Source organism: Brevibacillus brevis, from assembly GCF_022026395.1.
GTDB lineage: Bacteria > Bacillota > Bacilli > Brevibacillales > Brevibacillaceae > Brevibacillus.
Genome location: NZ_CP041767.1, coordinates 3,882,474 through 3,909,081, shown reverse-complemented (window position 1 = coordinate 3,909,081; position 26,608 = coordinate 3,882,474). Strand labels below are relative to the sequence as shown.

Genomic DNA, 26,608 nt, shown 5'->3' with positions numbered 1-26,608 from the left:
TTGGAACTATGCGACTTCCCATCGAGACCATCGGTCATAAGATTCGAATGATTCGGAAAGAACGCGGCTTTACCTTGGAAATTATGGCAGGCAAGACAGGGTTAAGCAAAGGTTTGCTGAGCCAAGTAGAGCGTGGAATTTCACAGCCGTCGCTGGATTCGCTGTGGAAAATCACCAAAGCTCTGGAGTCACCCATCATTCATTTTTTCGAAGATATTGATCAAAAGCAGGTGCATGTGACTCGCTTGCAAAAACGCAGACAACTGGTCTTTCCTGAATCGACGGGCACGTATTCGCTGCTCTCGATGGGAGGTAGTGCCAAGCTGGGGATGCTGGAAGTGCGACTGATGCCTGGAGAAATGGCTGTCGACAAGTTCGTGCAGTCAGAGGGAGAAGAGTGCTTCACGGTCATTACTGGCAGTGTGACAGCACGCTTTAACGATGAAGAGCATGTATTGGAAGCAGGAGACAGTATTTCATTTGATAGCAGCAAAACACACTCAATCGAAAATACAGGAGAAACGGAAGCTTTGTTAATCTGGTCCGTCACCCCTCCGCAATTTTAATGCAAGCGCAAACGAGCCTGTATTACACTTTGACAACCCATTAAAGTGGGTTGTCTTGTTTTTTGTGGCTGTGGAGCATGTTATAATTTTGGTTGACCATGGCCCGAAGAAAGGTGAGCTAGCATGAATGTTGAATGTCTCGCGCTTCCATTGGCGAATCCGCTGGCACAGGAGTACCAGCAGCAAAATGCCTCTGCATTACAGTTTTTTGAGCATAATCCCTACCGTGAACAGTCCTATCGAGAACGCGTGGAATGGCTTCGAAGTCAATCCTATCCTCACCGGAACCAGCTCGTGGAAGGTTTATATCGATTTAATAAAGAGATGGGTACTCACCCTGAAACACTGAAAAATATCGAGTTGCTCAAACAGCCAGACACCTATGTGGTCATCGGCGGTCAGCAAGCAGGAGTTCTGGGTGGGCCACTCTATACGGTCAACAAGGCTGTTCATCTGATCCAGGCAGCGAAGAGGCTGTCTGCTGAGCTTCAGGCGAACGTCATTCCGGTGTTTTGGATTGCTGGCGAAGATCATGACATCGATGAGATCGATCACGTGTACTGGGGAGCGGACGATGGAAAGCGCCTGCACAAAGAGCGACTGGCTCTGAACAAAAAGGGCCGTCAATCGGCAAGTACGCTACCCTTGGACCCTGAGCTGTGTACGCAGTTCCTGGAAAAGTTTTTCCAGGGACAGACAGAGACTACCGAAACCAAACAGATTCGTGAGTTGCTGACGCAGACTGCATCAGACTCGCGCACAGTCGCAGAGTGGTTTGCCCGCTTGATGGCAAAACTGTTTGGCAAGCACGGTCTTGTTCTGGTTGAATCCTCGTTGCCGTTTGTTCGTGAACTGCAGCAACCCATTTTTTCACAGATCATCGAAAACAATGAGCAATTGACGAAGGTGATGCTGCGGGCAGCGGATCGAATTTCAACGGCTGGCTATCCACTCCAATTGCAAGTGGAAGAGCATCAAGCCAATCTGTTCGTCTATGAGGGCGATGATCGATTGCTGCTAGAACGTCACGGGGAGCGCTTTATCAATCGGAGACGTTCTTACAGTCGCGATGAATTGCTCAAGCAGGTTGCAGATACCCCGGAGCGTTTTAGCACAAACGTCGTTACTCGTGGGTTGATGCAGGAGCATCTCTTTCCTACGCTTGCCTTCATTGGAGGTCCGGGTGAGATTGCGTATTGGGCGTTTTATCGGGAGGTATTCGAGCTATTCGGGATGCAGATGCCGATCGTATTGCCTCGGATGTCCATTACCCTTGTGGAAGGTGCTCAACTGAGACTGCTGGATAGCTTGGGGTTGTCTGTTGAACAAGTCTTGACTGATTTCACCGCTTGGAAAACGGAGTGGTCCAAAAATCAGGGGCCACATCCGTTGGAGCAGCAATTCGCTTCGGCACGGGAGTCGATTATGTCGATCTATCGTCCGCTGGTAGAGGAAGTCGTTTCTCTGGATGGCGGATTGCGTGGTCTGGCGGAGAAAAATAGTAAGCTGCTGCTAGAGCAGGTCTCCTTTTTGGAAGAACGTCTAATTCGTTCGCTACAGCAAAAAGATGACGTGGAACACGTCCGCGTCCAACGAATTGAGACCGCTTTGTTGCCCGAAGGTGGACTGCAAGAAAGAAAGCATTCGTTTTTCCCGTTTGCAAATAAGTATGGTCTTGGTTTGATTGACCGATTAGTAGATGCGCCATTCGCGCATGATGGTACTCATCAACTTTATTACCTGTAAAATGCAGCGCAAAATAGTCGGATCGTCCTAGAAGTGGACCCGGCTATTTTTTTGTTGTTTAAGCAGATGGAAAACTTTTCATCAAATTATGCCGAAACTTTTCCGACAAATTTTGCGTCTTAGTAGTAATGGATTGTTTTTGGGGAAAGGTGGTACTCGGGATGCAGATTACATTACAACAAATCGGGAAAAAAGCCACTCTACTAGTTGTTAGCTTGTCGGTTTTATTGACGGGCATCGCAACCGCAGGAATGAAGAAGGCCGACGCACGGGAAGAATATGTGGTCAATTCCCCTGCATTTATCGACACGAATGGACATTGGGCAGCAAAGGAAATAGGGATTGCTACCAAAAAAGGATTGATCAAAGGATTTCCCGACGGGACCTTTAAGCCAGAGCAAACGGTGACGCAAGAACAGTTTTTATCCCTGATTGAACGCGTCATACCTTCCTTCACAGGTCATGAGCCTGAAGGCTATATCAAAGAGACCTACTTGCAGGCTGCTGCGGGACGTTGGTCGGAAAAAACCTATCACCATTTGGCTTCTGCGGGTATCATGCCATCGGGGAAACCGATGGATAGCATGACGCGGTTAGAAGCGGCAAGAACCTTGCTGGCAGCTATCGGGCATCAATCCGAAGGGGAAAAATATCGGGGAACGACAGCGAAATTTTTTACGGATCTTTCGGTCGAAAATGAAACACAGGTGATGACGGTCTACCCTGCCTACAAAATGGGGATTCTGGCTGGCTTTCCAGATGGAAGCTTTCGTCCTGATGACAAAATCAACAGAGCACAGGCAGTCGTCCTATTAAATCGTTTGGAAACGAAAATAGACGAGCTGTACCCTGGCAATGTACCGGAGAGCGAGAAAAAGGCAATGACACAAGCTGTCTCGTCATTCGTAAGTGATGTGATGGATAAGCAAAAAATTCGACGCTATGATGACTTGGTCGCGTATGTAAAGAAAAACAATCTGCCTGTGAGCGAATCGTTTTTACGCGAGCATTTTTCGTTTATGCAATATGAAGTGTATGATTATATCCGGTTTCCGCAGTTCAATGAGCTGATGTACTTTGCAAAAATCGGAATGAATAAATACAGAATGACGGTTCAATATTACGCAGGGGATTTGGGCGGAAGCGTCGATCGCACGTTTTACCTTTCCTCGAGCGATGGCAAAACGTTTCGACTGATTGGAAAAGATGAATAAGAAAAAGAAGGCTGGGACATGACCCCAGCCTTTTTTCGTGTCAGGCATGACGTTTTTGCCAAATAAAAAGGACGAGTGCAATCGCGAGCGGATAGAGAGCGGACCACCCCAAAAAAGGATACAGCCCTACGGTACATACGAGAGAAGTCCAAGAAGCGATTCGGCCTACGCGACTATTGTGCAACAGCCGTACCCCGGCCAGACACCCGCCGATGTAAGTCGCAAAAAAGGTAGCATTGGGAAGCTCGATGAGTCTGGACAAGTCGATCACGTCGAAATAGAGTACGCCAAGAACGACGACAAAACAAAGAGAGAGAAACAGAAGTCCGCCGATTGGTGTCCGGTACTTGACGTGGAGGGTGCCAAACCAACGCGGAGCGATCTTTTCTTGAGCCAACGAATAGGCGATGCGTGACGCAGCTCCAATGTACGCGTTGGCTGTCGCGATACAAATGAACAAGGCGGTTACGGCTACAATCCATCCGCCGATCGGACCCAAGGATAGTTGAACCATGACACTGAGCGATGCAGCGGAGATGCCGACCCCATAGCTATGCGTAGCCACAGTCATAAAGGCTACGGCAAAGTATAAGACAGCAACGATTCCTGCACTCCACAAGACACCGCGAATCGCATTTTTCGCAGGATCGACGAATTCCTCTGAAAGATGCGTCACGGCTTCCCACCCAATGAAGCACCAGAACATCAGACCTGCGGCTTGCACGACACTCAACCAACCGTTTGGCATAAATGGGGTAAAGTGAGTCACAGATGCATGCGGAATGCTGGCGACAACGGCCAAAATCAAAATCGTGATAATCAGCGAGACAACAATCGTTTGGACACGTGCAGCTACATGCAAACCTACAACATTCATTATTACGACAGCGAGAAGAAGCAGAGCCGCCGCTGCATAAACTTGCGACTCATTCCAGTTCAGCAGGATCGCAATGTAGTTGGCCCCTGTAACACTAAGAATCGGTGCGCCAATCGGGACAGACAAGAGAAAGAACCAGCCAACCATGTTTCCGAATCGATCTCCGTACGCTGTCCTTACAAAAGTAGAGACTCCACCTGAGCTCGGGTAACGAGCAGATAACAGCCCCATTGTAATGGCCATGGGCAGGACGAGAATAGACATGACGAGCCAAGCTAAAATGGAAGCAGGACCAGCCTTCTCGGCTGCGAGTCCGGGGATGAGCAATACGCCGGAACCGATCACCGCCCCGATATATAAGGCGACGATTTGCGGAAGTCGCAGTGTTTTGGCTAGACCGGGGGCTTGCGTAGATAATTTCCCCATAGGTAGATCCCTCGCTTTTTTACTTACCTTGTCGTTGGTAACTGAAGTGTAGCATAGACTTAATAATCGGAGTTATCTATAATATTAGATGATTCGAATCGATTTTTTCGATGAAATGAGGGGGAAATCTGGATACTCGTTATTTGCAAACCTTCCGTGAAGTAGCAAAATGCCAAAGCTTTACTCGTGCAGCAGAAATTTTGGGCTACGCGCAGTCGAGTGTGACGACCCAAATTCAAAACCTGGAATCGGAGTTCGGTGTCAGCCTATTCGAGCGTTGGGGCAAAAAAATCAGGCTTACCCATGCAGGCGAAGTGCTTCTCGGCTACAGCGAACAGCTGCAAGCCGTATTAGATGAGGCAAAAGCGAATCTGTCCGAGCAAGCGCAACTGGCGGGAACGTTGAGTATAGGAACAGTGGAGTCATTGGCGGCCTTTTATTTACCCCCTTATTTGCAAAAATTTCGCTTGGAGCAGCCGCGTATGCGGATCATGCTAGCACCGGGCATTTGCCAAGATTTGAGGCAAGGGGTAAAGGAAGGGAAGTTCGATTTCGCCTTTGTGCTCGATTGGCTCCAAGATCAATCTGAACTGACAAATGTCGTTTTAGGTGAGGAAAAACTAGTCGTTGTTACTGCCCCTACCCATCCGCTGGTGAAAAAAGAGAAGGTAGAAACCCACGATTTTACCGGGGAAACCTGGATTTTTACAGAAAAGGGATGCAGCTACCGAGGGATGATGGAAGCGGTGTTGCGTGAAGCAGGAGCAACGGTGGAATCTTCTTTTGAATTTGGCAGTCTGGAAGCGATAAAACAATGCGTTGCCTATGATTTAGGAATTGCGTTGCTTCCGAAAATTGTCGTACAAGAAGAAGTGAAAAATGGTACACTCGTTATACTCCCCTTTTCCCATCCGGATATCCGTGTATTCCGGCAGTTGGTCTACCATAAAAAGAAATGGATGCCACAGGCTTTGCTGCGCTTTTTGGAGTTGCTTACGGTAGAAACCGCAGAACCGTAAACTGCCGATAATAGGAAAAACAGGTGATGGTTGAACTTGCGTATGATATGATAGAGAAGGTTGCTTTATGAGATAAAAGGAGGTCCATCCATACATGAACACAGTGTCTGAAAGCATCGTAAAAGATATGTCGTTGGCGCACAACGGCCATCTGAAAATTGATTGGGTAAAAGAACACATGCCTGTCCTAAACCGCATTCGTGAGCGCTTTGAAAAAGAGCAGCCGTTTGCAGGCCTGAAAGTTGCGATCTCCTTGCACTTGGAAGCGAAAACGGCTTATCTGGCAAAAGTAGTTCAAGCTGGTGGCGCTGAAGTAACCATTACCGGTTCCAACCCGCTGTCCACGCAAGATGACATCTGCGCAGCATTGGTGGAAGACGGTATCCGCGTATTTGCGAAATACAATCCAGATCCTGCAGAATACAAAGAGCATCTTATCAAAACACTGGAAACTCGCCCTGACCTGATCATTGACGACGGTGGCGACCTGATCACTATTTTGCACAGCGAGCGCCGTGATCTGTTGTCTCAAGTACGCGGTGGTGCAGAAGAAACAACAACAGGTATTCTGCGTCTGAAAGCGTTGGAGAAAGAAGGCAAGCTGGAGTTCCCGATGGTTGCTGTAAACGATGCATTCTGCAAATACTTGTTCGACAACCGCTATGGCACGGGTCAATCCGTATGGGATGGTATCAACCGTACTACAAACCTTGTAGTAGCTGGTAAAACGGTGGTGGTAGCTGGCTACGGCTGGTGCGGTAAAGGTGTAGCGATGCGTGCAAAAGGTTTGGGCGCAAAAGTCATCGTAACCGAAATCGACCCAATCAAAGCGGTAGAAGCTTACATGGATGGATTTGAAGTAATGCCAATGCTCGAAGCTGCGAAGCATGGTGACTACTTCGTAACAGTGACAGGTAACCGCGATATCATCAGCAAAGAGCATTTTGCTGTGATGAAAGATGGCGCAATCTTGTCCAACGCGGGTCACTTCGATGTCGAAGTAAACAAGGTCGATCTGAATGCAATGTCGACTTCTTCCCGTATTGTGCGTAAAGATATTGAAGAATTTGTCCTGGCTGATGGTCGAAAAGTGTATCTGCTCGCAGAAGGCCGCCTCGTGAACTTGGCTGCTGGCGACGGACATCCGGCTGAAATCATGGATATGACCTTTGCTCTGCAAGCGGTATCCTTGGCTTATGTCAATGAACAGTACAAAAACATTGGCAAAAAAGTGCTGAACGTACCATTCGAGTTGGATCAAATGGTTGCTCAGTACAAGTTGGAAGCTCTGAACATCGGAATCGACAAATTGACAGATGAGCAAAAATCCTACCTGGAAAGCTGGGTCGAATAGTTCCTCGAATCCCGTCTTTTCCCGGCAAAAAAATATGCGAAAAAATCCTGCTTACAAACGCAGGATTTTTTTTTATAATAACAAATAGGTACTAGGTGGGGAAAAGTGGGGGAAAGTGGAGCCAACCGACAGGAAAGTGGGGGACCAGGGCGTGTTCATGGGGGAATATCAGCACAGCATCGACGAAAAAGGCCGCCTGACGATCCCAGCCAAATTCCGTGAAGGGCTAGGCACTTCCTTTGTTATTACCCGCGGGCTGGACCAATGTTTGTTTGCTTATCCGCAAGATGAGTGGAAACAACTAGAGGAAAGACTCAAGTCTCTCCCCTTTACAAAAGCAGATGCTCGCGCATTTACACGATTTTTCTTTTCAGGTGCCACCGAATGCGAGTGGGACAAGCAGGGAAGGGTAAACATACCACCCAATTTACGTGAGCATGCAGGCATGCAAAAAGAATGTGTGATCATCGGGGTGTCAAACCGTGTAGAGGTATGGAGCAAGGAACGCTGGGAAGATTATTTTGCCCAGTCAGAAGGCTCTTTTGGAGAAATTGCCGAAAAACTGGTTGATTTTAATTTGTAGCAGCGAGAAGAACAGGAGTGACGACATTGTCGTTTCATCACGTAACCGTTTTGATGGATGAGGCTGTCGAAGGGCTAAACATTCGTCCTGGAGGCATTTATGTAGACTGTACACTCGGCGGAGCTGGGCACAGCAGTTTGATTGCTTCGAAGTTGACGGAGGGCGGTCGACTTATTGCCATCGATCAGGACGACTGGGCACTGGATAATGCCCGCGAAAGACTCGCTACCTATATGGACAGAGTCACGCTGGTAAAGAGCAACTTCCGCCATATCAAAGACATTGTGAAAGATTTAGGCTTGGAGGGTGTAGACGGGGTGTTATTTGACCTCGGGGTATCCTCTCCGCAATTGGATGAGGGAGAGCGCGGCTTCAGTTACAATGCCGATGCACCCTTGGATATGAGAATGGACCAGCAAGCGCCATTGTCCGCCTATGACATTATCAATGAGTGGGACGAAGAAGAGATTGCCAAGATCATTTGGCTGTATGGAGAAGAGAAATTTTCCCGGAGAATTGCCCGGCAAATCGTTCAACAACGGAAGAAGCAGCCGATCCAAACAACAGGGGAACTCGTTGAGTTGATCAAGGAAGGAATTCCTGCCGCTGCGCGCCGTACCGGACCCCATCCGGCGAAGCGTACCTTTCAGGCAATTCGGATCGCAGTCAATGATGAACTGGATGCATTCAAAGAAGCCGTCGTCGATGCAATTGAGGTTTTGAATCCAGAAGGTCGGGTCAGTGTCATCACGTTTCATTCTTTAGAGGACAGAATCTGCAAGCAAATTTATCAAGACTTTTCCAAAGGGTGCACGTGCCCGCCAGCTTTTCCGATTTGTACATGCGGAAATAAAGCGGTAGTAAAAGTCATTACAAAGAAGCCGATTTTGCCATCAGAAGTTGAATTGGAAGCAAACAATCGTGCACGATCAGCTAAACTACGGGTAGCGGAGAAGCTGTAGACCGGGATCGACGAGAAAGGGGAGGGAGAAGCGATGAGTTATTACTACCGAGGAAATTTAGCTATGGAGTTGGAACAAAAATCCCGCTCTGTAACGAAAACAACAAAACGCACGGTTCGAATCAAGCCAACGATTCCGACCGGAGAAAAATTGCTGTATCTCTTATTTATCTCGTTAACCGTCGTCGGCATGGGTCTAGTGGGTGTCCGCTACTCGCAAATTTCCCAGTTGAATTACGATATCCAGAGCACCAAACATGAAAACCGTGTAACGGCAGAAAAAAATGCAACGCTGAAATTGCAAATTGAACAAATGACCAACCGGGATCGCCTGCAAAAAGAAGCAGAGAAGCAGGGGATGGTATACAATCCGGCAGCTGTACATACGATCGGCAAACCAGAAGTACAGGCGAGTTCTCTGCCACAAACACAACACAAAAAACCTTAAATGTTACTGCTCCTTATGTGCGGTAACATTTTTTCTTAGCTGGGCCAGAGTCTGCTCCTGACTCGGCTAGGTTGCGTTCGTCTCCCCCATCAGCCTTACTTGGGAGGCGGGCGATCTTTGATGTGACGGAGTTGAATGGAGATGGAATGGAAGAGAAAAGTAAATTGGCGAATTCTCGTGGTAGCTTTATGCCTGATCTTGACCTTTTCGACGTTGAGCTTTCGGATTTATTGGATCCAAACGGCAGAGGCTGCCAGAATTATGGAAACGGCTCAAAAGCAGTGGGACAGAGAGAGTGTTTTGAAGCCGAAGCGTGGAGCAATCTATGATCGAAACGGAGAGATCTTGGCATATGATGGTAAGGCATACACAGTAAATGCAAGGCTGAAGCCACTTGATGCGAGAGACGAAGATGTGGTGAAAGACCCCTACTACACAGCGAATATGCTGGCTCCTATTTTGAATGCGCCTGTTCAAGAATTGGTGAAGAATTTGACCAAGCCGAACAAAGTGGTGGAATTGGGACGCTACGGGAAAAAGATCAGTGAAGAGCAAAGGAACCGCATTCTAAGTTTGCAATATCCGACACTGCCAAGTGGTGAGAAGGTCAAAAAGAATCAGCTCCCAGGAATCTATTTGACTGAAACGACTCGCCGGGTTTATCCGAATAACGCCTTCGCTTCCCACGTGATCGGTTATCTTGATTTGTATGATGAACCGAAAATGGGGATCGAACTGCAATTGAACGAACAATTGGCTGGCAAAAAGGGACATATTGCCTACCAAAAGGATCGTGCAGGCTATCAACTGCCAGACGGAGAAGGAGATTACATTCCGGCAATAGACGGCTTAGATGTATATCTCACCATTGATCGCCAGATACAGGATTATGTAGAACAAGCCCTTGACAAGGTGGAACAGCAGTACAAGCCGCAGGGCATGACGGTCGTTGTAGCCGACCCGCAAACGGGCGAGGTATTGGCGATGGGCAACCGTTCGCAGTTTAATCCGAATACGTACTACAACGGGATTGAGAACTACAACAACCATGCAGTCACCACGATGTTTGAGCCGGGCTCAACTTTTAAGATTATTACGCTGGCGGCAGCAATCGAAGAAAAAATGTTTAATCAGAATGAAACCTATCAATCAGGCGCTTACACCATCAAGGGGCAGATTCCGATCCGTGACCACAACAATGGTGCCGGTTGGGGAACCATCAGCTTTTTGGAAGGGGTTCAGCGATCCAGTAACGTGTTGTTCGCTAAGTTGGGTTATGAACGGTTGAAACTGGAGGGTCTGAAGAAATACTTCAAAAAATTCGGGATGGGTCAAAAAACCGGAATAGAGCTTCCTTACGAAAAAGAAGGAAACTTGATCAACCTGGAAAAACCTCGGTCACCACGCGACTGGGCTGCAACAACGTATGGTCAAGCAGCGACGGTTACGGCGATCCAACAGGTTGCTGCTGTAGGGGCAATCGCGAATGGAGGAGAGCTTCTAAAACCTCATATAGTAAAAGAAATGCGCGATCCTCACACGGGAGCAGTCGTCAATCGCACGCAACGTGAGGTTGTGGACAGGGTTGTAAGTGAAGCGACTGCAAAACAGACACGCGACATTTTGGGTAAGGTTGTCTCAGAGAAGCCCGGGACTGGTACACTATATCAAATCCCAGGGTATCAAGTCGCAGGAAAGACGGGAACGGCACAAAAATATAATCCTAACACAGGGAAAATTATGGATGGCCGTTACGTTGGTTCTTTCATTGGTTTTGCGCCAAAAGACAATCCGAAGCTGTTGGTTTATGTCGTCATTGACGATCCGCAAACAGATGCATGGTATGCATTGTGGGGACAAATGATGCTAGCTCCGATGTTTACATCCATTATGGAACGCAGCCTGCAATATTTGCAGCAGCAGCCTGATCTGTCCTTAGTCAAGAATAAACAGAGTGAAAAGGCGACGCCGAAAAAAGAAGCGCAGGCAGCACTGGCATCCTCACCTGCTGCACCGAAGACATTGCCTAAGTTTGAAGGGATGTCCACGACAGCCGCACAATTGCGGGCGAAGCAGGACAATTTGACCGTCACGGTAGCCGGAACAGGTACGAAAATCGTCAAACAATATCCGGAAGCCTATGATCAGGTCATTCCTGGTGAACAGATCATCCTAGTAACGGACAGGGTAAAAGGAACGAAGATGCCTGATTTCAAAGGAAAATCATTGCGGGATGTCATGGAGTTCAGCTCTTTGATCAATCTCGAAATGAAATCAACTGGAACTGGTTTCGTCACCCAACAAAGCATTCCTCCGGGAACGGTTCTCCAGGGTACAGAGCTGCTACAGGTGACGCTGCAATCCGTGTCGGAACCACCTGTACCGACACCCCCTCCTCCTGGTCAGGAGGGCAGCACAGTGCCCGTTACAACCACACCAAACAATTCGGGGTCGAATCCTGCTACAAACTCAACAGGAGGAAACAATCCGGCTCCACCATCTTCCGGTCAGCAAACCGGGCAAGGTGGGGCAGCACAGCCGCCAGCATCTGGACAGGCACCTCCTCCTGACAAACCAGAAGACCAATCGACGCAAACGCTGACAACTCCATAGTTCTAACTAGTCCCCCCTGCGAATAAGGTTAAGAAGAGACAACCTATTTGAGGGGGGACTCGCTTTGCGGGTATCCAATGCTACTGTACGCCGTCGTATTTTTATCATCTTGATTGTAGGCGTTGTTTTGTATTCAGCGCTTGTCACCCGATTGGGTTATGTTCAATTGATAGAAGGACCGAAACTCTCACAAATGTCAGATGAACTGCTCAAGCGGGAAATTAAATTTCAACCCAATCGCGGTCGCATTCTGGACAGAAGCGGCAACGAGCTCGTGACGAATATGACCGTCCCCACACTGGTATCGGTAGGGGCACAAATCAAAGACCCTAAAGAAACAGCGAGACAGCTCGCCGTCATTTTGGAGCAAAAAGAAGAAGATGTATTTCGTGCCATTACGAAAAAAGAAATGAGCAACAACCAGATTCCTGGTGGAAGAAAACTGTCAGTTGAAAAGGCGAGAAAAATACAAGAACTGAATCTGCCAGGGATATACTTGGCAGGGGATACGAAGCGTTTTTACCCGAACGGAAATATGGCAGCCCATATTCTTGGTTTCACAGGCATTGACAATCAAGGGCTGACAGGGCTAGAAAAAATTTATGATCCCTTCTTGATGGGGACCGAGGGACATATCTCATTTCCTTCAGATGCCAAAGGGCGCGTACTGCCAGGTGGAACTGAAGACTACGTAGCACCCGTGAATGGGATGGACATGTATTTAACCCTCGACAGTACCATCCAATCGTTTATCGAACGCGAGCTGGATCAAGCGGTGGTCGCTTATCAGCCCGATGATGTTCTGGCGATCGCCATGAATCCAAAGACAGGGGAAATATTGGGGATGGGAAGTCGCCCGACTTTTCAACCGGATGCGTACAGGGACTATCCTTCCGAGGTGTACAATAGAAATCTCCCTATCTGGAAAACATACGAGCCCGGTTCCACATTCAAGATTGTGACACTGGCAGCTGCTTTAAACGAAGGGGTCATCAATCTGAACGAGGGCTTTTACGATCCGGGATTCATAAATGTGGCAGGGAAGCGATTGCGTTGCTGGAAACGCCAGGGGCATGGACAGGAAACGATGCTGGAAGTGGTAGAGAATTCTTGTAACCCTGGCTTCGTGACGATGGGCCAGCGACTGCAAAAAGAACGACTATTTGACTACATCAAAAAATTTGGCTTCGGACAAAAGACAGGGATCGATTTGATTGGCGAAGAAAACGGGCTGTTATTCAATTTGAATAAAGTAGGACCCGTAGAGCTGGGGACGACTTCTTTCGGTCAAGGGGTATCGGTAACGCCAATTCAACAAATGGCTGCGGTCTCAGCTGCCATCAATGGGGGCAAACTTATGAAACCGTTTGTCGCCAAGGAATGGCGGGATAGTGTGACACACGATGTCGTAGCGAGGACTTTGCCGACAGAAGTGCGACAGGTGATTACAGAGGAGACCTCCGCCAAAGTTCGGCATGCACTGGAAAGTGTGGTCGCGCAAGGAACGGGTAACAAGGCATTTATTGAAGGGTATCGGGTAGGAGGAAAGACGGGGACAGCGCAAAAAGTAAAAAATGGCCGTTACGTCGATGGGGAATACATCGTGTCGTTTATCGGCTTTGCGCCGGCTGATGATCCACAGCTCGTCGTATATTTCGCCGTAGACAATCCGAAAGCACTGGCGTTTGGGGGATTGATTGCCGCTCCGAGTGTAAAAAGCATCATGGAATCCTCCGTTCAGCATTTGAATGTACCGAAACGTAAAGATGGCATCCCCAAGGAAATTAACAAAGCACTTGGAGAAAGGGCGCCAATCGAAGTGCCAAACATGGTCGGACAATCCATGAGAGACGTAGTGACAACGTATGATACTCTGCCGCTAGTCGTTTCAGGGAAAGGTCAGTATGTCATTCAGCAGTCCCCTGCACCCGGAGTAAAAATTGATGAGGGCGGAAAAATTCGCATATACCTTGGTGACAAATCGACCAATTAGCTATAAAATGAGATTTCGAAGGCGGAGGGGAGTAGGCTTGTCTACGTTCGCTCTGCCTTTGTTCGTCCAGACTGCGCCTAAATGATCGGTGTAGCCTAGTACAAATGTTCAAATTTCTGTCTATACTAGTTGGAGAATGGGGTGCCTGTTTCATGTTTCTACGGGATCTGCTCATGCCTTTGTTGCCAGTAACGGTTTCGGGGGATGACAGCATGGAGATTACGGGTTTGACAGCAGACTCGCGCCAGGTAAAGCCCGGCTACTTGTTTGTCTGTCTGACTGGATATACCGTGGATGGACATACGTTCGCGGCCCAGGCGGTGAAGAATGGTGCCGTCGCCGTGTTATCCGAACAAGATCTGGACGTGCCAGCGACTATTGTCAAAGTACCGGATACCCGGCGGGCAATGGCTATGCTGGCTGATCGTATTTTCGGATCTCCTACGAAAGAAGTAAAAGTCATTGGCGTAACGGGGACAAATGGCAAGACGACCACTACGCATCTGATCGACAAAATTTTGCGCGATCAAAGCAAGCAAACAGGCTTAATCGGAACGATCCATATGAGAATTGGAGACGTAACGGAGGAAGTCAAAAATACGACTCCAGATGCCATAGATTTGCAAAGAAGCTTTCGCCGCATGTGCGATGTAAACACAGACTATGCGATTATTGAGGTGTCCTCTCATGCACTGGAGCTGGGAAGAGTCCGCGGTTGCGAAATCCATACAGCGGTTTTCACCAACCTGACCCAGGATCACCTCGACTACCATAAAACAATGGAAAACTATCGCTACGCCAAATCATTGTTGTTTTCCCAGCTCGGCAACAGCTATGACACAGACCGTCTAAAGACCGCTGTACTGAATGCGGATGATGAGGCGTCCGAATTATATGCTACCGTTACACCGGCGCGAGTCATTACATACGGCATTGATCAACCTGCAGATGTAAGGGCAAAACAAATCGAAATCACCAGTAAAGGAACTTCTTTTACAGTCGAAAGCTTTGCTGGCAGTGCGCGTCTGAACTTGAAGCTGATGGGAAAGTTCAATGTGTATAACGCTTTGGCAGCCATCGCGGTTACACTCGCAGAAGGTATTCCACTAGAAGAGATTAAAGCGAGCCTGGAAGCGGTAGCAGGGGTAAATGGGCGATTTGAAGCAGTAGATGCTGGTCAGCCGTTTGCGGTGCTCGTCGACTACTCACACACGCCAGACAGCTTGGAAAATGCATTGATGACTGTCAAGGAATTTGCCCGTGGCAACGTATTTTGCATTGTTGGCTGCGGAGGCGACAGGGATCGATCCAAACGCCCAATCATGGCGCAAATTGCAACGAAATATGCTGATCTGACCGTCTTAACATCAGATAATCCACGCTCGGAGGAGCCGCAGGCGATTCTCGATGACATGCTGGCAGGCTTGTCGGAAGTGGCACCTGATCGTTATACGGCACTAACAGACCGACGCGAAGCCATTGCCCATGCTGTTTCGCTCGCAAAGCCGGACGATGTGATCTTGATCGCCGGAAAAGGACACGAAACGTATCAAATTATTAAAGACCAGGTGTTGCCCTTCGATGACCGTGAAGTAGCGCGCGAAGCGATTGCCCGGTACAACCAAGAATAAAACAGATGCCACACACTGCATCGAAAGAAAGGAGGCTCGGGCATGTTCGTTGACAACGTCCTAATCGTCACGATCGTCGCTGCGTTTCTCATCGCCGTACTCATTGGCCCATTGTTTATTCCCTTCCTTCGCCGCCTGAAATTTGGGCAGGCAATTCGTGAGGAAGGACCGCAATCCCATTATAAGAAGGCTGGAACTCCCACTATGGGAGGCACCATCATTCTTTTGGCACTCATATTTACCGTGTTGAAGTTTGCCAATGCGAAAATGGAAATTTACTTCCTGTTATTGGTGACTCTCGGATACGGTTTAATCGGGTTTCTGGATGATTTCATCAAAATCAAGAAAAAACGTAACCTCGGGTTGACCGCCAAACAGAAGTTTGCTGGTCAGATTGTCTTGGCAATCGGCGCTTATATTTTGCTGCTCATGATGGGGCATGACACGTCCATTCATCTGCCAGGTACACCGTGGAAGCTGGAGCTTGGCTATTTCTACTTCCCGTTCCTGTTGTTCCTCTTGGTAGGTACAACGAATGCTGTTAACATCACAGATGGGGTAGATGGACTATTGGCAGGGACGGGAGCCATTGCTTTTGGTGCTTATGCGATCATCGCATGGTTTGGCCAAGATTATGACACTGCTATTTTTAGTGCAGCTGTTGTAGGTGCGCTACTTGGCTTCCTCGTCTTTAATGCACATCCGGCACGCGTGTTCATGGGTGATACCGGTTCACTTGGACTTGGTGGAGCGCTCGCGGGAATTGCAATCATGACCAAGACGGAATTGCTCTTGGCTATTATCGGTGGGGTATTCGTTGTTGAGACACTCTCTGTCATTATGCAGGTAGTCTCCTTTAAGACGCGTGGAAAGCGTATTTTCCGAATGAGTCCCCTGCATCATCATTTTGAATTAACAGGCTGGTCAGAGTGGCGCGTGGTTGTCACGTTCTGGCTCGTCGGTATGTTCTTTGCTGGATTGGGTGTATACCTTGAGGTGGTGACAATCAGATGATGCGTTTTCATAATAAACATGTCGTCGTTATTGGTATGGCAAAGAGCGGTGTCGCAGTGGCTAAACTGCTACACCGCTTTGGTGCTCATGTCGTCGTAAATGATAAAAAGCCACGTGAAGAAGCCGTGGGGATAGAAGAGCTGGAAGCGTTGGGAATCCCGGTCATTTGCGGTTATCACCCTGATGATCTGATTCATGAAGGTGTATCCCTAGTGGTCAAAAACCCGGGGATTCCGTATGAAGCAGCACCCGTCAAACAGGCTCAGTCACTAGGCATTCCTGTTGTGACGGAGGTGGAGCTAGCCTTCCAGATTGCCAAGGCACCGATTATCGGCATAACAGGCTCCAATGGCAAGACGACGACTACGACGCTCGTCGGACTGATTCTCAAAGAAGCGGGTCTGGATGCGAAGGTAGGAGGCAACATCGGTACCGTGTTGTGCGGTCTGGCAGAGGAAGCTGGTCCCGACGAATGGCTCGTTGCCGAATTGAGTAGCTTCCAACTGATGGGGACAAGGGAATTTCGCCCACATATCGGTGTTTTACTCAATCTGTATCCTGCTCATCTGGATTACCATCACACCATGGAAGAGTATTTGGTAGCCAAACTGAAAATGTTTGCCAACCAAACGGCAGATGACGCAGCTATTTTGCCATATGACCAACCAGAGATTGTAGAAAAATGCAAAGACCTCCCTGCAGCCATTTACTACTTTAGCAAGAGTCAAGAGGTGCCAAAGGGAGCTTTTGTCAAGGATGGTTTGATCCTGTTTGCGGATGGGAATGGGAATACAGAGCCAATTGTTGCAATAGCGGATATTACCGTTCCTCATCTGGACAACGCACTGGCAGCGATTCTTGTTGCGAAGCTCGCAGGTGCGGACAAGCAATCGATTATAAAAGTTCTTACTACCTTCCCGGGGGTAGAGCACCGGATGGAGTTCGTAGATTCGATTCGCGGTGTCAAATACTTCAACGATTCAAAAGCGACCAACCCGGAAGCTGCATCACGCGCCTTGCAAGCATGCAAGGAGCCGGTCGTATGGATTTGCGGTGGGCTGGATCGTGGCGTTGATTTTCGGGAGCTGCTGCCTGTGATCCAAGGTCGGGTAAAAGCAGTCATCGCCCTTGGGCAAACGGCTCCGATTTTACTGGAACGTGCTCAGGAAGCAGGGATTAATGAGCGTATCCATGTCGATACTGTGGAAAAAGCCGTTCTTGCTGCTTCCCGGTTAGCTGAATCAGGTGATGTGGTCTTACTGAGCCCAGCTTGTGCGAGTTGGGACATGTTTCCTTCGTTTGAGACAAGGGGGAGCATGTTTAAGGACGGCGTGCATAGACTTAAAACAAGCCTAGCATAACGTCCCACTGGTACCATCACGAATATGACAAAAGCGGGACGGCATGAGAAAGGATGACCTGGCACAATGAGCAAGGTACGCTCTGCCCCCGACTTCGTAATTATTTTTGCAACACTTTTTTTATTGGGAATTGGCATCGTGATGGTGTACAGCGCCAGCGCGATCGTGGCGCAAAAGCCGCCGTTTTCCGATCCGTATTTCTTTGCCAAGCGGCAACTGATCTTCGCTCTGTTAGGGATTACATCCATGTACATTACGATGAATATTGATTACTGGGTGTGGAAGCAATGGGCCAAGGCAGGATATTTGGCGAGCATCGGTCTGTTGATTCTTGTTTTGATCATCGGGATCGAGGTAAATGGCTCGAAAAGCTGGCTTGGATTTGGCGCTTTTGGAATTCAACCAGGAGAATTTGCGAAACTGGGCGTTGTTGCATTTCTCGCGAAGTGGCTCTCAGATAATCAGAAGCAAATTGTCTTGTTCCGAAAAGGTCTTATGCCTGCCTTGGGAATCCCGGTTCTGTGCTTTGGATTGATCATGTTGCAACCGGACCTGGGCACCGGGACGGTTTTGATGGGAACAGCGGTTGTCATGATTTTTGCGTCAGGTGCGCGGGTCAGTCATTTTGTCGGATTGGGAATGATCGGAGTGGTTGGCTTCATCGGATTGGTTTTGTCAGCTCCTTATCGAATCAAAAGGATTACGTCCTTCCTCGATCCGTGGTCTGACCCGCTCAATACCGGCTATCAAATCATCCAATCCCTTTACGCAATAGGTCCCGGTGGTTTGTTGGGTCTTGGTCTTGGACAAAGCAGACAGAAGCATCTGTACTTGCCGGAGCCTTACAATGATTTTATTTTCTCGATTGTCGCGGAGGAGCTGGGCTTTATCGGAGGCACGCTCATTCTCCTGCTTTTCCTCCTCTTGTTGTGGAGGGGAATGCGGACGGCGATTACGGCTCCGGATTTGTTCGGAAGCCTGCTTGCGCTAGGAATCATTGGAATGATTGCCATCCAGGTTGTCATCAATATTGGTGTTGTAACAGGGATGTTTCCGGTGACAGGAATCACGTTGCCATTCTTAAGCTACGGCGGTTCATCATTGACACTGATGCTCACAGGTGTAGGTGTCTTGTTGAACATCTCTCGTTTTTCTCGATAACAGAAACCTCAACAGGAGTACGCAATAGGAATGTACATCAGCTCATTGCTACTCCTTCTAAAAAAGGGTGTGAACGTATGCGTGTCGTCTTAACAGGCGGTGGCACAGGTGGACATATTTATCCGGCGCTTGCGGTGGCGAGGGAAGTTTCCCGCCAAAATCCGCAGGCTGCCTTTTTGTATATTGGCAGTAAAAAAGGCTTGGAAGCAGGTTTGGTTCCGAGATCAAATATTCCTTTCCAATCCGTAGAAATTAGCGGATTGAAACGCAAGCTTTCGTTGGACAACCTGAAGACCTTGTGGAAATTCGTCCGGGCTGTTGGTGATGCCAAGAAAATGCTGCGCGAATTCAAACCGGATGTCGTAATTGGTACAGGTGGCTACGTGTGTGGCCCAGTCGTATATGCAGCTTCTCGCTTGGGGATTCCAACGCTGATCCATGAGCAAAACGTAGTGCCAGGCTTGACCAACAAGTTTCTTTCTCGCTCAGCTACACGGGTGGCTGTTTCGTTCAAAGAATCGCTTGCCCATTTTCCCCCGTCTAAAACGGTACTGACCGGAAATCCGCGTGCAACGGAAGTCATGCATGGTAATGCAGAGGCGGGGCGTAGCTTTTTGGGTGTGGACAATAGCAAAAAAATCGTGCTGATCTTTGGTGGCAGCAGGGGAGCCCGCGCAATCAATGAGGCGGTGCTTTCGGTTGTTACGCAGTTGGGCAAATATGCCGATTCTCATTTTGTATATGTGACGGGCGACGTTCATTATGAAACAATTTCGGCACAGCTTAGAGAATTGGCAACACTTCCAAGTAACATTTCTGTGCTTCCGTTCGTCCATAATATGCCGGATGTTTTGGCAGCGACCTATGTATTGGTTGGTCGCGCAGGGGCATCTACCTTGGCAGAAATTACGGCACTAGGTGTGCCTTCGATCTTGATTCCGTCCCCGTATGTCACGAACAATCATCAAGAGAAAAATGCAAGGGGATTGGAGCGGGCAGGGGCAGCTCATGTTATCGTAGAGCGGGAACTTACCGGAGAGAGCTTGCTACTTTCCTTGGAAAATATTCTTGCCAATCCAGCAAAATGGGAAGAGATGAAAAATAGTTCTCTTTCCTTGGGGATGCCGCAAGCAGCTACGGAGATTGTCCGTCAATTAGAGGCGATTACACGAAAAAAATGATCAGATAGGCGATTGTCACGCCGATCTGGGCGAACGCATAGTATGGAGCAAACACGTGAGAAGACTAGGTCCGACCTAGCAAACGTATCAGGAGGTTCACAAATGAAAAAAATCGCAGATGAACTCATGCAAGCAGGAATTGACAAAGTGTGGACCGATGAACCCCTTGCTAATCATACAACGTGGCGGATCGGGGGTCCTGCTGATTTGTTAATCCAACCCAAGGATAAAGCATCCTTGCAAAAAGCCTTGCAGATCATCCATCGTCATGAAATTCCTTGGAGTGTAATCGGGCGCGGTTCAAACCTTCTGGTGAGGGACAGAGGGATACGTGGAGCCGTGCTTAAGGTGGCCGAGGGCTTGAGCCACTGTGAGTTCAGGGGCGAAGAGGTGTGTGTGGGTGCCGGATATTCCATGATCCGCCTGGCGGTGGAGACAGGCAAGATGGGATTAACAGGTATGGAGTTTGCAGGAGGGATTCCTGGTACGGTAGGCGGCGCCGTCTATATGAATGCGGGGGCACACGGATCTGATCTTTCACGTATTCTTATTGATGCCGAGATCCTTTTCGAAAACGGCGAAAGTAAAGTGTTGAGTAACGAAGAACTGAGCTTTAGCTATCGGACTTCTCTTTTGCAAAAGCAAAAAGGGATCGTGCTAGAGGCCCGTTTTCAATTGAGGACGGGCGACCGCAAGGAGATTGCCGCCACACTCGCTGCCAATAAGGAACGACGGCGCAATACGCAGCCGCTGCAGATGCCGTGTGCTGGCAGTGTGTTCCGAAATCCGCCGAATGACCACGCAGGTCGCCTGATTGAAGCAGCTGGGCTGAAGGGCTATCAGATCGGAGGAGCTCAGGTTTCAGAAAAACACTCCAACTTCATCGTGAATTGCGGAGGAGCAACGGCTGCCGACGTCCTCACCTTGATTAATCATGTTCGGAGCACCATTCTCGAGAAAAATGGGATAGACCTGCATCCGGAAGTCCTGGTGGTGGGCGAGGGGTAACACGGAGGTGAAAGTTTGGAGACTTTTGCGATCGAAGGCGGAAGACCTCTGTCCGGTTCGCTTCGGATCCAAGGTGCTAAGAACGCTGCTCTTCCCATTCTTGCCGCTGCAGTGCTCGCGGAAGGGCAATTCTATATCTATGACGTCCCCCATCTAAAAGACATTAAAGTCATGCTCGAAATCTTGACGTTGCTTGGGGCGAATACGAAGCATGAGGACGGATGTGTCGATCTGGATACAACGTCTGTCTGTGTCCCGCAGGTGCCGGATGATTTAATGAGCCAAATGCGATCTTCGATTTTTTTGGCGGGACCACTCCTCGCACGGCTGGGTGAGGTCACGATTTCCAGACCAGGTGGATGTGACATTGGAGAGCGCAGGATTGACTTGCATTTGGCTGGATTGACTGCGCTGGGAGCCAAAATCGAAGAATCGGAAGGCTACATTACATTTCGGGCCAAACAATTGCGTGGGTCCAATATCTTTCTTTCCTTTCCCAGTGTGGGCGCGACGGAAAATATCATGATGGCGGCTGTGCTGGCAAAAGGCACAACTCGAATTTGTAATGCAGCACGAGAACCGGAAATCATCGACCTCCAGAATTTCCTGAATGCAATGGGAGCGCGAATTAGAGGGGCAGGCACCGATACGATTGAGATCAGTGGTGTACCTCGTTTGCGTTCCGTCAGTTACCGGATCATACCGGACAGGATTGTGACAGGAACCTATCTGTTGGCTGTCGGTATTTCACAGGGACATATCGAATTGACCAATACATTGCCTGAGCAATTGATGGCATTGATTGAGGTCGCCCGTAGCTGCGGTGTTGAAATCAAGACCCGCCATGATATAATGGAAATCAAAAGCACGTCCCGTCCACGTGCCTACGACCGGATCATTACCTCGCCGTATCCTGGGTTTCCGACTGATTTGCAGGCGCAGCTGATGGTGTTTCTGTCACAGGCAAGGGGAACAAGTGTCATCAAAGAGACCATTTTTGAAGGAAGATTCAAACATGTGAATGAATTGGCGCGAATGGGCGCCTCTATATACGTAGATCTTGGCTCCGCAATTATTCGGGGTGTCAACAAATTGACCGCTACGAATGTCGAAGCTACTGATCTTCGAGCAGGTGCTGCCTTAGTCCTCGCAGGGCTTGCTGCAGAAGGTATTACCACGGTGAACCAGATCCATCATATCGATCGTGGATACGATCGGCTGGAAGAGCAGTTGCGTCAATTAGGAGCCGATATATCACGAGTATCGATGTAACCGAGGGAGAGTGGGCGGCATAATGTTATGCCGCTTTCCCTGTTTTGTTCAATGACATTTATTCGAAAGACATCCAGTAATTTACTTTGCTCTGGGCAATGAGCCTAAAAAACAAGAGGAAGGGTACGGCCATGGCGGTATATGAGGAACGCATTCCGCAAGTCAAGCAACAACGCCCCAGAAGAAGGGGCAACCGCAAGCTGGTCTTTTTGCTGGTATTGTTTTTTCTTACCATTCTCATCATCGTTTTTATCCGTTCTCCTTACAGTAAGGTGCAAGAGATTCGAGTGACTGGCAATGATATTTATACGACGGAGCAAATCGTTGCTCAATCCGGCTTAGTGAAGGACATGCAGTTTCTAAACGTATGGGAGAACAGTGTACGAAATAACTTGAAACCATTAGAGGCCATTAAAGATGTGACGGTGAGCCGCTCTTTTCCCGGATTGATCACGCTACATATCACCGAACAAAAGCGCGTCGCTTTTTGGAGTGGGCAGGACGGAAGCCGCTATGCCTTACTGGACAATGGCTATGTGCTCAAACAGGTTAATTTCGCCAAGCGTGTAGTGGACAGGCCATTGATTAGCTCCTGGGCCTCACCTGAGCTCCTTCCCCATCTTGCCAAGTCGTTATCGAAATTATCACCAGATGTACTCGCGGAGATTTCGGATATTACACTGACGCCAACGGTTTACGACAAACAACGCGTAACACTGTACATGCGCGATGGGAATGAAGTAAGAAGCGTCATCTACAAGCTGGACAAGATGATGAACTGGTACCCGGCAATCGTGAAAGAATTGCCGCCAGATACAAAAGGGGTGCTCTCCTTGTTTGAGCAGCCGTGGTTTATTCCTTACGGGGCTCAAGGGGCTATTCCGATACAGGAAGGGCAAGAACAGCCACAGCAGTAAATGAAAAAGGGGAAAGTAGACAATGAGTCGTCGTCGCAAATTTCATTTGTATTTAACCATCGTGACGTTTTCTACCGGCTTTCTAGTGGCCACTTCCTTCGAAACGAACAAGCTTACGCGCAAAGAACGGATGAATGATCAGCTGTTCCAACAGGAAACGCAATTGAATGATCGGATTTTGGCTGAGAAGGAGCAAAATCGGCATCTGGAAAGTCAACTGCTCGATTTGCAGCGTCAGGTGGGAAAAGTGGAAGAGGCGATGGCGGAGCGCAAATCGGAGGCTGCTGATACACTCAGTCAACTGGATGCAGCGCGGATGTTGGCAGGGGTAGTCGCTGTCGAAGGACCGGGTATCGTCATAACGATGCAGGATAGCCAGAATGCAGCGAACAGCGCAGACATCGCGAACTACATCGTGCATGAGCAGGATGTACGTCTGGTCGTCAATGAACTGCGTGCAGCAGGAGCAGAGGCCATCAGCATTAATGGGCAGCGTGTGGTGAGCAATTCCGAAATTCGTTGCATTGGACCTACGATCATCGTAAACGGCATCAAGTCGGCCGCTCCATTCGTAGTAACAGCGATAGGGAATCCCGACACACTAGACAGTGCTTTGAACTTGCCGGGAGGTGTTTTGCACTCCTTGCAAGACTTTGTCCAAATAAGCGTAGCCAAAAAAGAGAAGGTTGAACTGCCTGCCTTTGTTGGTGACGCGAAAACGAAACACTCCTAAATAAAAGGATGCGTTTACCTATGTTACAAAAAAGCCGTAAAATCACATTTATTCTTGCCATCATTAGTGCTATCATAGGTGTGATGTTGACTGTGCAATTACGAAGCAGTCTTCATCCTGTGCATAAAGAGTCTCGCAGCATCGCGGAACTTCGGACCACGTTGCAAAAAGAACTGGAGAAACACAAAAACCTGCTTGCAGACATTTCAAAGTATAATCAGCTGTACTACCAATACGAAACCTCCCTCAGTGAAGATGAAAGTATCTCCGTTATGAAAGAGGAGTTGGCACGGACTCGCCGGATGGCTGGTATGGTAGGGATGGAGGGAGAAGGCATTGTTATTGATGTTGTCGATGCCCCTACGCCTGAAGAACCAGTTTTGGATGAACATATGCCTGTGCCTGTTGTAGGAGACTATACGATTGACGATGAAGATTTGCGCTGGTTGGTAAATATCCTGTTTGCAAACGGAGCACAAGCTGTTTCCATTAATGGCCATCGACTGATTGCTACCACTGCAATCCGCAATGTGGGAGACGTCATCCAAATCGATACCAGGACGATCAGGGCTCCGTATGAGATAAAAGCATTGGGGGAGCCTGAAGTATTGTTGTCCGCATTGAAGCTGGAGGGTGTAGAGGAGAACTTCCAGCTGGCGAATAAAAAGGTGCTGGCAGAAAAACGGGACAAGCTGATGATTTCAGCGAATAACGAAACACGTGTCATTCAATTTATGAAACCTGTGAAACAAAAAGGAGATTCGTAACCATGTGGCTCCCGCTTATCGGACTGATTGTCGGTCTTGTTGTCGGCTTCCTGCTGGATTGGCGTGTGCCCCAGGAGTATAGCAGCTATCTATCAATAGCCCTCTTGGCTGGATTGGATACGATCTTTGGGGGGATTCGTTCGTTTTTAGAGCGTACTTTTAACGTTCGTATTTTCATGTCTGGATTCTTTTTCAACACACTTTTTGCAGCAGGCTTGGCCTTCATTGGAGGGTTCTTGGGGATTGATCTGTATTTGGCTGCGATCGTGGCTTTCGGGGTCCGGTTGTTCAACAATCTCGCTGTCATTAGGAGAATTGTTCTATCCAAATGGATCAATCAGCAAGAATAGCGCGAAGAAAAATGGGAAGATGGTCATTTTTTTACAAAAAATCAATAAGAAAAAAAGGGAATGGTAGTCCTGTGTGGAATAATTTATGCAGGTGTTCTCACTTTAGCAAGAAAAAAGACGTAGCAGGGGAGGTGTCACAGGTTTGGTAAGCAATGAATTCATAGTCAGCCTAGACATTGGAACATCCAAAGTACGCGTCATGATTGGCGAGATCAACAATGGTTCCATCAACATCATCGGCGTCGGACAATCACACTCAGAAGGCATCAAGAAGGGCGTGATTGTAGACATCGACCAAACCGTGCATGCCATCCGGGAAGCGGTTGATCATGCAGAGCGCATGGTTGGCGTTTCAATCGAAGAAGTGTATGTAGGGATCACTGGAAACCATATCGATCTGCATGAAACCCAAGGGGTTGTCGCTGTATCCAGCGAAGACCGTGAGATACGAGAAGAAGATATTCAACGCGTAATTCAGGCAGCGAAGGTCGTGGCTATTCCTCCAGACCGTGAAATCATCGAGGTAGTCCCAAAGGAGTACATCGTTGATGGACAAGGGAGTATTAAGGACCCGCGTGGGATGATTGGTGTCCGACTGGAAATGGAAGGGACCATTGTGACCGGGTTGAAAACGGTCGTACATAACATCGTTCGCTGTGCTCAACGAACCAATCTGCGTGTAGCTGGAATATTCTTGCAACCGCTTGCGGCTAGCACTGTTGCTCTATCCAAAGATGACAAAAATATGGGTGTCGTTCTTGTCGACATCGGTGCGGGTTCTACCACGATCGGTGTATTCGAGCAGGGGAAACTGGCAGCGACCACCGTGATCGGCATCGGTGGCGACCACATTACGAGCGATATTTCACTCGGACTGCGAACGCATACAGATGTGGCAGATCGTGTGAAAACCAAAAACGGCTGTGCCCTTATTGACGAAGCATCCGAAGATGTGAAGTTCAAGGTGAACCGGATTGGCAGTGAAGTCGAAAAACAATTTACGCAAGTGGATTTGGCCAATATTATCGAGCCGCGCGCTGCGGAAATATTCCAATTAGTCGAGGATGCTGTATACAAATTGGGCTATCGCGACGAAATTGCAGGTGGCTATGTTCTTACGGGTGGTACCGTAGCTATGCCGGGCATGTTGGAATTGGCAAAAGAAGAATTGGACGCACCTGTTCGAATTGCGATTCCTGATTACATCGGAGTGCGAGATCCTGCCTACACCACCGGGGTAGGTTTGATTCAATATGCCTTGCAGTTGATGGAGCGCCGCAGCATTCGCGTCACCCCCTCATTCAAGGGCACTCAGAAGCAAACTGTTTCGTCTAAGCCAAAAGCAGAAGGCGGCGGTTTGATGGAAAAAGTAAAAAACTGGTTTAGCGAATTTATTTAATGGAGTTCGCTTTA

The 26,608-nt window shown here is 48.5% G+C and carries 23 protein-coding genes; 22 read left to right on the top strand and 1 reads right to left on the bottom strand.

Annotation, left to right across the window (positions count from 1 at the left end; translation table 11 throughout):
* Positions 1-8 precede the first annotated feature (8 nt).
* The 3 genes from FO446_RS18665 to FO446_RS18655 all read left to right on the top strand — a co-directional run bounded on the left by FO446_RS18665 (position 9) and on the right by FO446_RS18655 (position 3,526).
* The gene (locus FO446_RS18665; protein WP_007717657.1) at positions 9-566 is read left to right on the top strand and encodes a helix-turn-helix domain-containing protein; all 558 of its coding nucleotides are present in this window, start codon (positions 9-11) and stop codon (positions 564-566) included.
* Positions 567-689: 123 nt separating this feature from the next.
* A complete protein-coding gene (gene bshC / locus FO446_RS18660) occupies positions 690-2,312 on the top strand; it encodes a bacillithiol biosynthesis cysteine-adding enzyme BshC (protein ID WP_237898747.1) in 1,623 nt (540 codons plus the stop codon).
* A gap of 161 nt (positions 2,313-2,473) precedes the next feature.
* Positions 2,474-3,526: an S-layer homology domain-containing protein gene (locus FO446_RS18655; protein WP_221869101.1), complete on the top strand. Its 1,053-nt coding sequence runs from the start codon at positions 2,474-2,476 to the stop codon at positions 3,524-3,526.
* 40 nt (positions 3,527-3,566) lie between these two features.
* Here the strand turns inward: FO446_RS18655 and FO446_RS18650 are convergent, their stop codons facing one another.
* Positions 3,567-4,829, bottom strand: a complete 1,263-nt coding sequence (locus tag FO446_RS18650) for an APC family permease (protein ID WP_232773341.1) — start codon at positions 4,827-4,829, stop codon at positions 3,567-3,569.
* A 128-nt stretch (positions 4,830-4,957) separates the two neighbouring features.
* On the opposite strand from FO446_RS18650, the gene FO446_RS18645 reads away from it, so the two are divergent.
* The 19 genes from FO446_RS18645 to ftsA all read left to right on the top strand — a co-directional run bounded on the left by FO446_RS18645 (position 4,958) and on the right by ftsA (position 26,594).
* Complete coding sequence (locus FO446_RS18645; protein WP_173608385.1) at positions 4,958-5,848, top strand: LysR family transcriptional regulator; 891 nt, start codon at positions 4,958-4,960, stop codon at positions 5,846-5,848.
* A gap of 94 nt (positions 5,849-5,942) precedes the next feature.
* The gene (locus FO446_RS18640; RefSeq protein WP_047068374.1) at positions 5,943-7,202 is read left to right on the top strand and encodes an adenosylhomocysteinase; all 1,260 of its coding nucleotides are present in this window, start codon (positions 5,943-5,945) and stop codon (positions 7,200-7,202) included.
* A gap of 151 nt (positions 7,203-7,353) precedes the next feature.
* A complete protein-coding gene (gene mraZ / locus FO446_RS18635; RefSeq protein ID WP_007717680.1) occupies positions 7,354-7,785 on the top strand; it encodes a division/cell wall cluster transcriptional repressor MraZ in 432 nt (143 codons plus the stop codon).
* Between the two features lie 17 nt (positions 7,786-7,802).
* Positions 7,803-8,747, top strand: coding sequence for a 16S rRNA (cytosine(1402)-N(4))-methyltransferase RsmH (gene rsmH, locus FO446_RS18630; RefSeq protein ID WP_173608216.1), 945 nt, complete (start codon positions 7,803-7,805; stop codon positions 8,745-8,747).
* Between the two features lie 33 nt (positions 8,748-8,780).
* Positions 8,781-9,194 carry a cell division protein FtsL gene (gene ftsL2, locus FO446_RS18625; RefSeq protein WP_173608215.1) on the top strand — a complete coding sequence of 138 codons (414 nt, stop codon included), beginning with the start codon at positions 8,781-8,783 and terminating at the stop codon, positions 9,192-9,194.
* Between the two features lie 141 nt (positions 9,195-9,335).
* On the top strand, positions 9,336-11,807 hold the full coding sequence (locus FO446_RS18620; RefSeq protein ID WP_237898744.1) for a penicillin-binding protein: 2,472 nt from the start codon (positions 9,336-9,338) through the stop codon (positions 11,805-11,807).
* Between the two features lie 64 nt (positions 11,808-11,871).
* Positions 11,872-13,800, top strand: a complete 1,929-nt coding sequence (locus FO446_RS18615) for a stage V sporulation protein D (protein ID WP_237898741.1) — start codon at positions 11,872-11,874, stop codon at positions 13,798-13,800.
* 152 nt (positions 13,801-13,952) lie between these two features.
* Entirely contained in the window at positions 13,953-15,431 is a 1,479-nt protein-coding gene (locus tag FO446_RS18610; RefSeq protein WP_232773337.1) for a UDP-N-acetylmuramoyl-L-alanyl-D-glutamate--2,6-diaminopimelate ligase, read from the top strand.
* 42 nt (positions 15,432-15,473) lie between these two features.
* On the top strand, positions 15,474-16,445 hold the full coding sequence (mraY, locus tag FO446_RS18605; RefSeq protein WP_007717699.1) for a phospho-N-acetylmuramoyl-pentapeptide-transferase: 972 nt from the start codon (positions 15,474-15,476) through the stop codon (positions 16,443-16,445).
* Positions 16,442-17,806, top strand: coding sequence for a UDP-N-acetylmuramoyl-L-alanine--D-glutamate ligase (gene murD, locus FO446_RS18600; RefSeq protein WP_232773336.1), 1,365 nt, complete (start codon positions 16,442-16,444; stop codon positions 17,804-17,806). Before mraY ends, murD begins: the two co-directional genes overlap by 4 nt.
* 66 nt (positions 17,807-17,872) lie before the next feature.
* Positions 17,873-18,967: a stage V sporulation protein E gene (gene spoVE, locus FO446_RS18595; protein WP_173608210.1), complete on the top strand. Its 1,095-nt coding sequence runs from the start codon at positions 17,873-17,875 to the stop codon at positions 18,965-18,967.
* A 77-nt stretch (positions 18,968-19,044) separates the two neighbouring features.
* Positions 19,045-20,148: an undecaprenyldiphospho-muramoylpentapeptide beta-N-acetylglucosaminyltransferase gene (gene murG / locus FO446_RS18590; protein ID WP_232773335.1), complete on the top strand. Its 1,104-nt coding sequence runs from the start codon at positions 19,045-19,047 to the stop codon at positions 20,146-20,148.
* A 102-nt stretch (positions 20,149-20,250) separates the two neighbouring features.
* A complete protein-coding gene (murB, locus tag FO446_RS18585; RefSeq protein ID WP_173608208.1) occupies positions 20,251-21,156 on the top strand; it encodes a UDP-N-acetylmuramate dehydrogenase in 906 nt (301 codons plus the stop codon).
* Between the two features lie 15 nt (positions 21,157-21,171).
* On the top strand, positions 21,172-22,428 hold the full coding sequence (gene murA / locus FO446_RS18580; RefSeq protein ID WP_015892094.1) for a UDP-N-acetylglucosamine 1-carboxyvinyltransferase: 1,257 nt from the start codon (positions 21,172-21,174) through the stop codon (positions 22,426-22,428).
* Positions 22,429-22,559: 131 nt separating this feature from the next.
* On the top strand, positions 22,560-23,345 hold the full coding sequence (locus FO446_RS18575; protein ID WP_173608207.1) for a cell division protein FtsQ/DivIB: 786 nt from the start codon (positions 22,560-22,562) through the stop codon (positions 23,343-23,345).
* Positions 23,346-23,367: 22 nt separating this feature from the next.
* Positions 23,368-24,078 (top strand): DUF881 domain-containing protein, encoded by a 711-nt coding sequence (locus tag FO446_RS18570; RefSeq protein WP_173608206.1) that lies wholly within the window; start codon positions 23,368-23,370, stop codon positions 24,076-24,078.
* 20 nt (positions 24,079-24,098) lie between these two features.
* Positions 24,099-24,845, top strand: a complete 747-nt coding sequence (locus tag FO446_RS18565) for a DUF881 domain-containing protein (RefSeq protein ID WP_173608205.1) — start codon at positions 24,099-24,101, stop codon at positions 24,843-24,845.
* Between the two features lie 2 nt (positions 24,846-24,847).
* Positions 24,848-25,195 (top strand): small basic family protein, encoded by a 348-nt coding sequence (locus tag FO446_RS18560; RefSeq protein ID WP_007717721.1) that lies wholly within the window; start codon positions 24,848-24,850, stop codon positions 25,193-25,195.
* A 142-nt stretch (positions 25,196-25,337) separates the two neighbouring features.
* The gene (gene ftsA / locus FO446_RS18555) at positions 25,338-26,594 is read left to right on the top strand and encodes a cell division protein FtsA (protein ID WP_173608204.1); all 1,257 of its coding nucleotides are present in this window, start codon (positions 25,338-25,340) and stop codon (positions 26,592-26,594) included.
* The last annotated feature ends 14 nt before the right edge of the window (positions 26,595-26,608 follow it).

Excerpts from the sequence above, each read along its gene's own strand:
- FO446_RS18665 (WP_007717657.1), top strand. The coding sequence starts at position 9 with ATGCGACTTCCCATCGAGACCATCGGTCATAAGATTCGAATGATTCGG.
- bshC (WP_237898747.1), top strand. The coding sequence starts at position 690 with ATGAATGTTGAATGTCTCGCGCTTCCATTGGCGAATCCGCTGGCACAG.
- FO446_RS18655 (WP_221869101.1), top strand. The coding sequence starts at position 2,474 with ATGCAGATTACATTACAACAAATCGGGAAAAAAGCCACTCTACTAGTT.
- FO446_RS18650 (WP_232773341.1), bottom strand. The coding sequence starts at position 4,829 with ATGGGGAAATTATCTACGCAAGCCCCCGGTCTAGCCAAAACACTGCGA.
- FO446_RS18640 (WP_047068374.1), top strand. The coding sequence starts at position 5,943 with ATGAACACAGTGTCTGAAAGCATCGTAAAAGATATGTCGTTGGCGCAC.
- ftsL2 (WP_173608215.1), top strand. The coding sequence starts at position 8,781 with ATGAGTTATTACTACCGAGGAAATTTAGCTATGGAGTTGGAACAAAAA.
- FO446_RS18620 (WP_237898744.1), top strand. The coding sequence starts at position 9,336 with ATGGAATGGAAGAGAAAAGTAAATTGGCGAATTCTCGTGGTAGCTTTA.
- FO446_RS18610 (WP_232773337.1), top strand. The coding sequence starts at position 13,953 with ATGTTTCTACGGGATCTGCTCATGCCTTTGTTGCCAGTAACGGTTTCG.
- mraY (WP_007717699.1), top strand. The coding sequence starts at position 15,474 with ATGTTCGTTGACAACGTCCTAATCGTCACGATCGTCGCTGCGTTTCTC.
- murD (WP_232773336.1), top strand. The coding sequence starts at position 16,442 with ATGATGCGTTTTCATAATAAACATGTCGTCGTTATTGGTATGGCAAAG.
- spoVE (WP_173608210.1), top strand. The coding sequence starts at position 17,873 with ATGAGCAAGGTACGCTCTGCCCCCGACTTCGTAATTATTTTTGCAACA.
- murG (WP_232773335.1), top strand. The coding sequence starts at position 19,045 with ATGCGTGTCGTCTTAACAGGCGGTGGCACAGGTGGACATATTTATCCG.
- murB (WP_173608208.1), top strand. The coding sequence starts at position 20,251 with ATGAAAAAAATCGCAGATGAACTCATGCAAGCAGGAATTGACAAAGTG.
- FO446_RS18575 (WP_173608207.1), top strand. The coding sequence starts at position 22,560 with ATGGCGGTATATGAGGAACGCATTCCGCAAGTCAAGCAACAACGCCCC.
- FO446_RS18570 (WP_173608206.1), top strand. The coding sequence starts at position 23,368 with ATGAGTCGTCGTCGCAAATTTCATTTGTATTTAACCATCGTGACGTTT.
- FO446_RS18565 (WP_173608205.1), top strand. The coding sequence starts at position 24,099 with ATGTTACAAAAAAGCCGTAAAATCACATTTATTCTTGCCATCATTAGT.
- FO446_RS18560 (WP_007717721.1), top strand. The coding sequence starts at position 24,848 with ATGTGGCTCCCGCTTATCGGACTGATTGTCGGTCTTGTTGTCGGCTTC.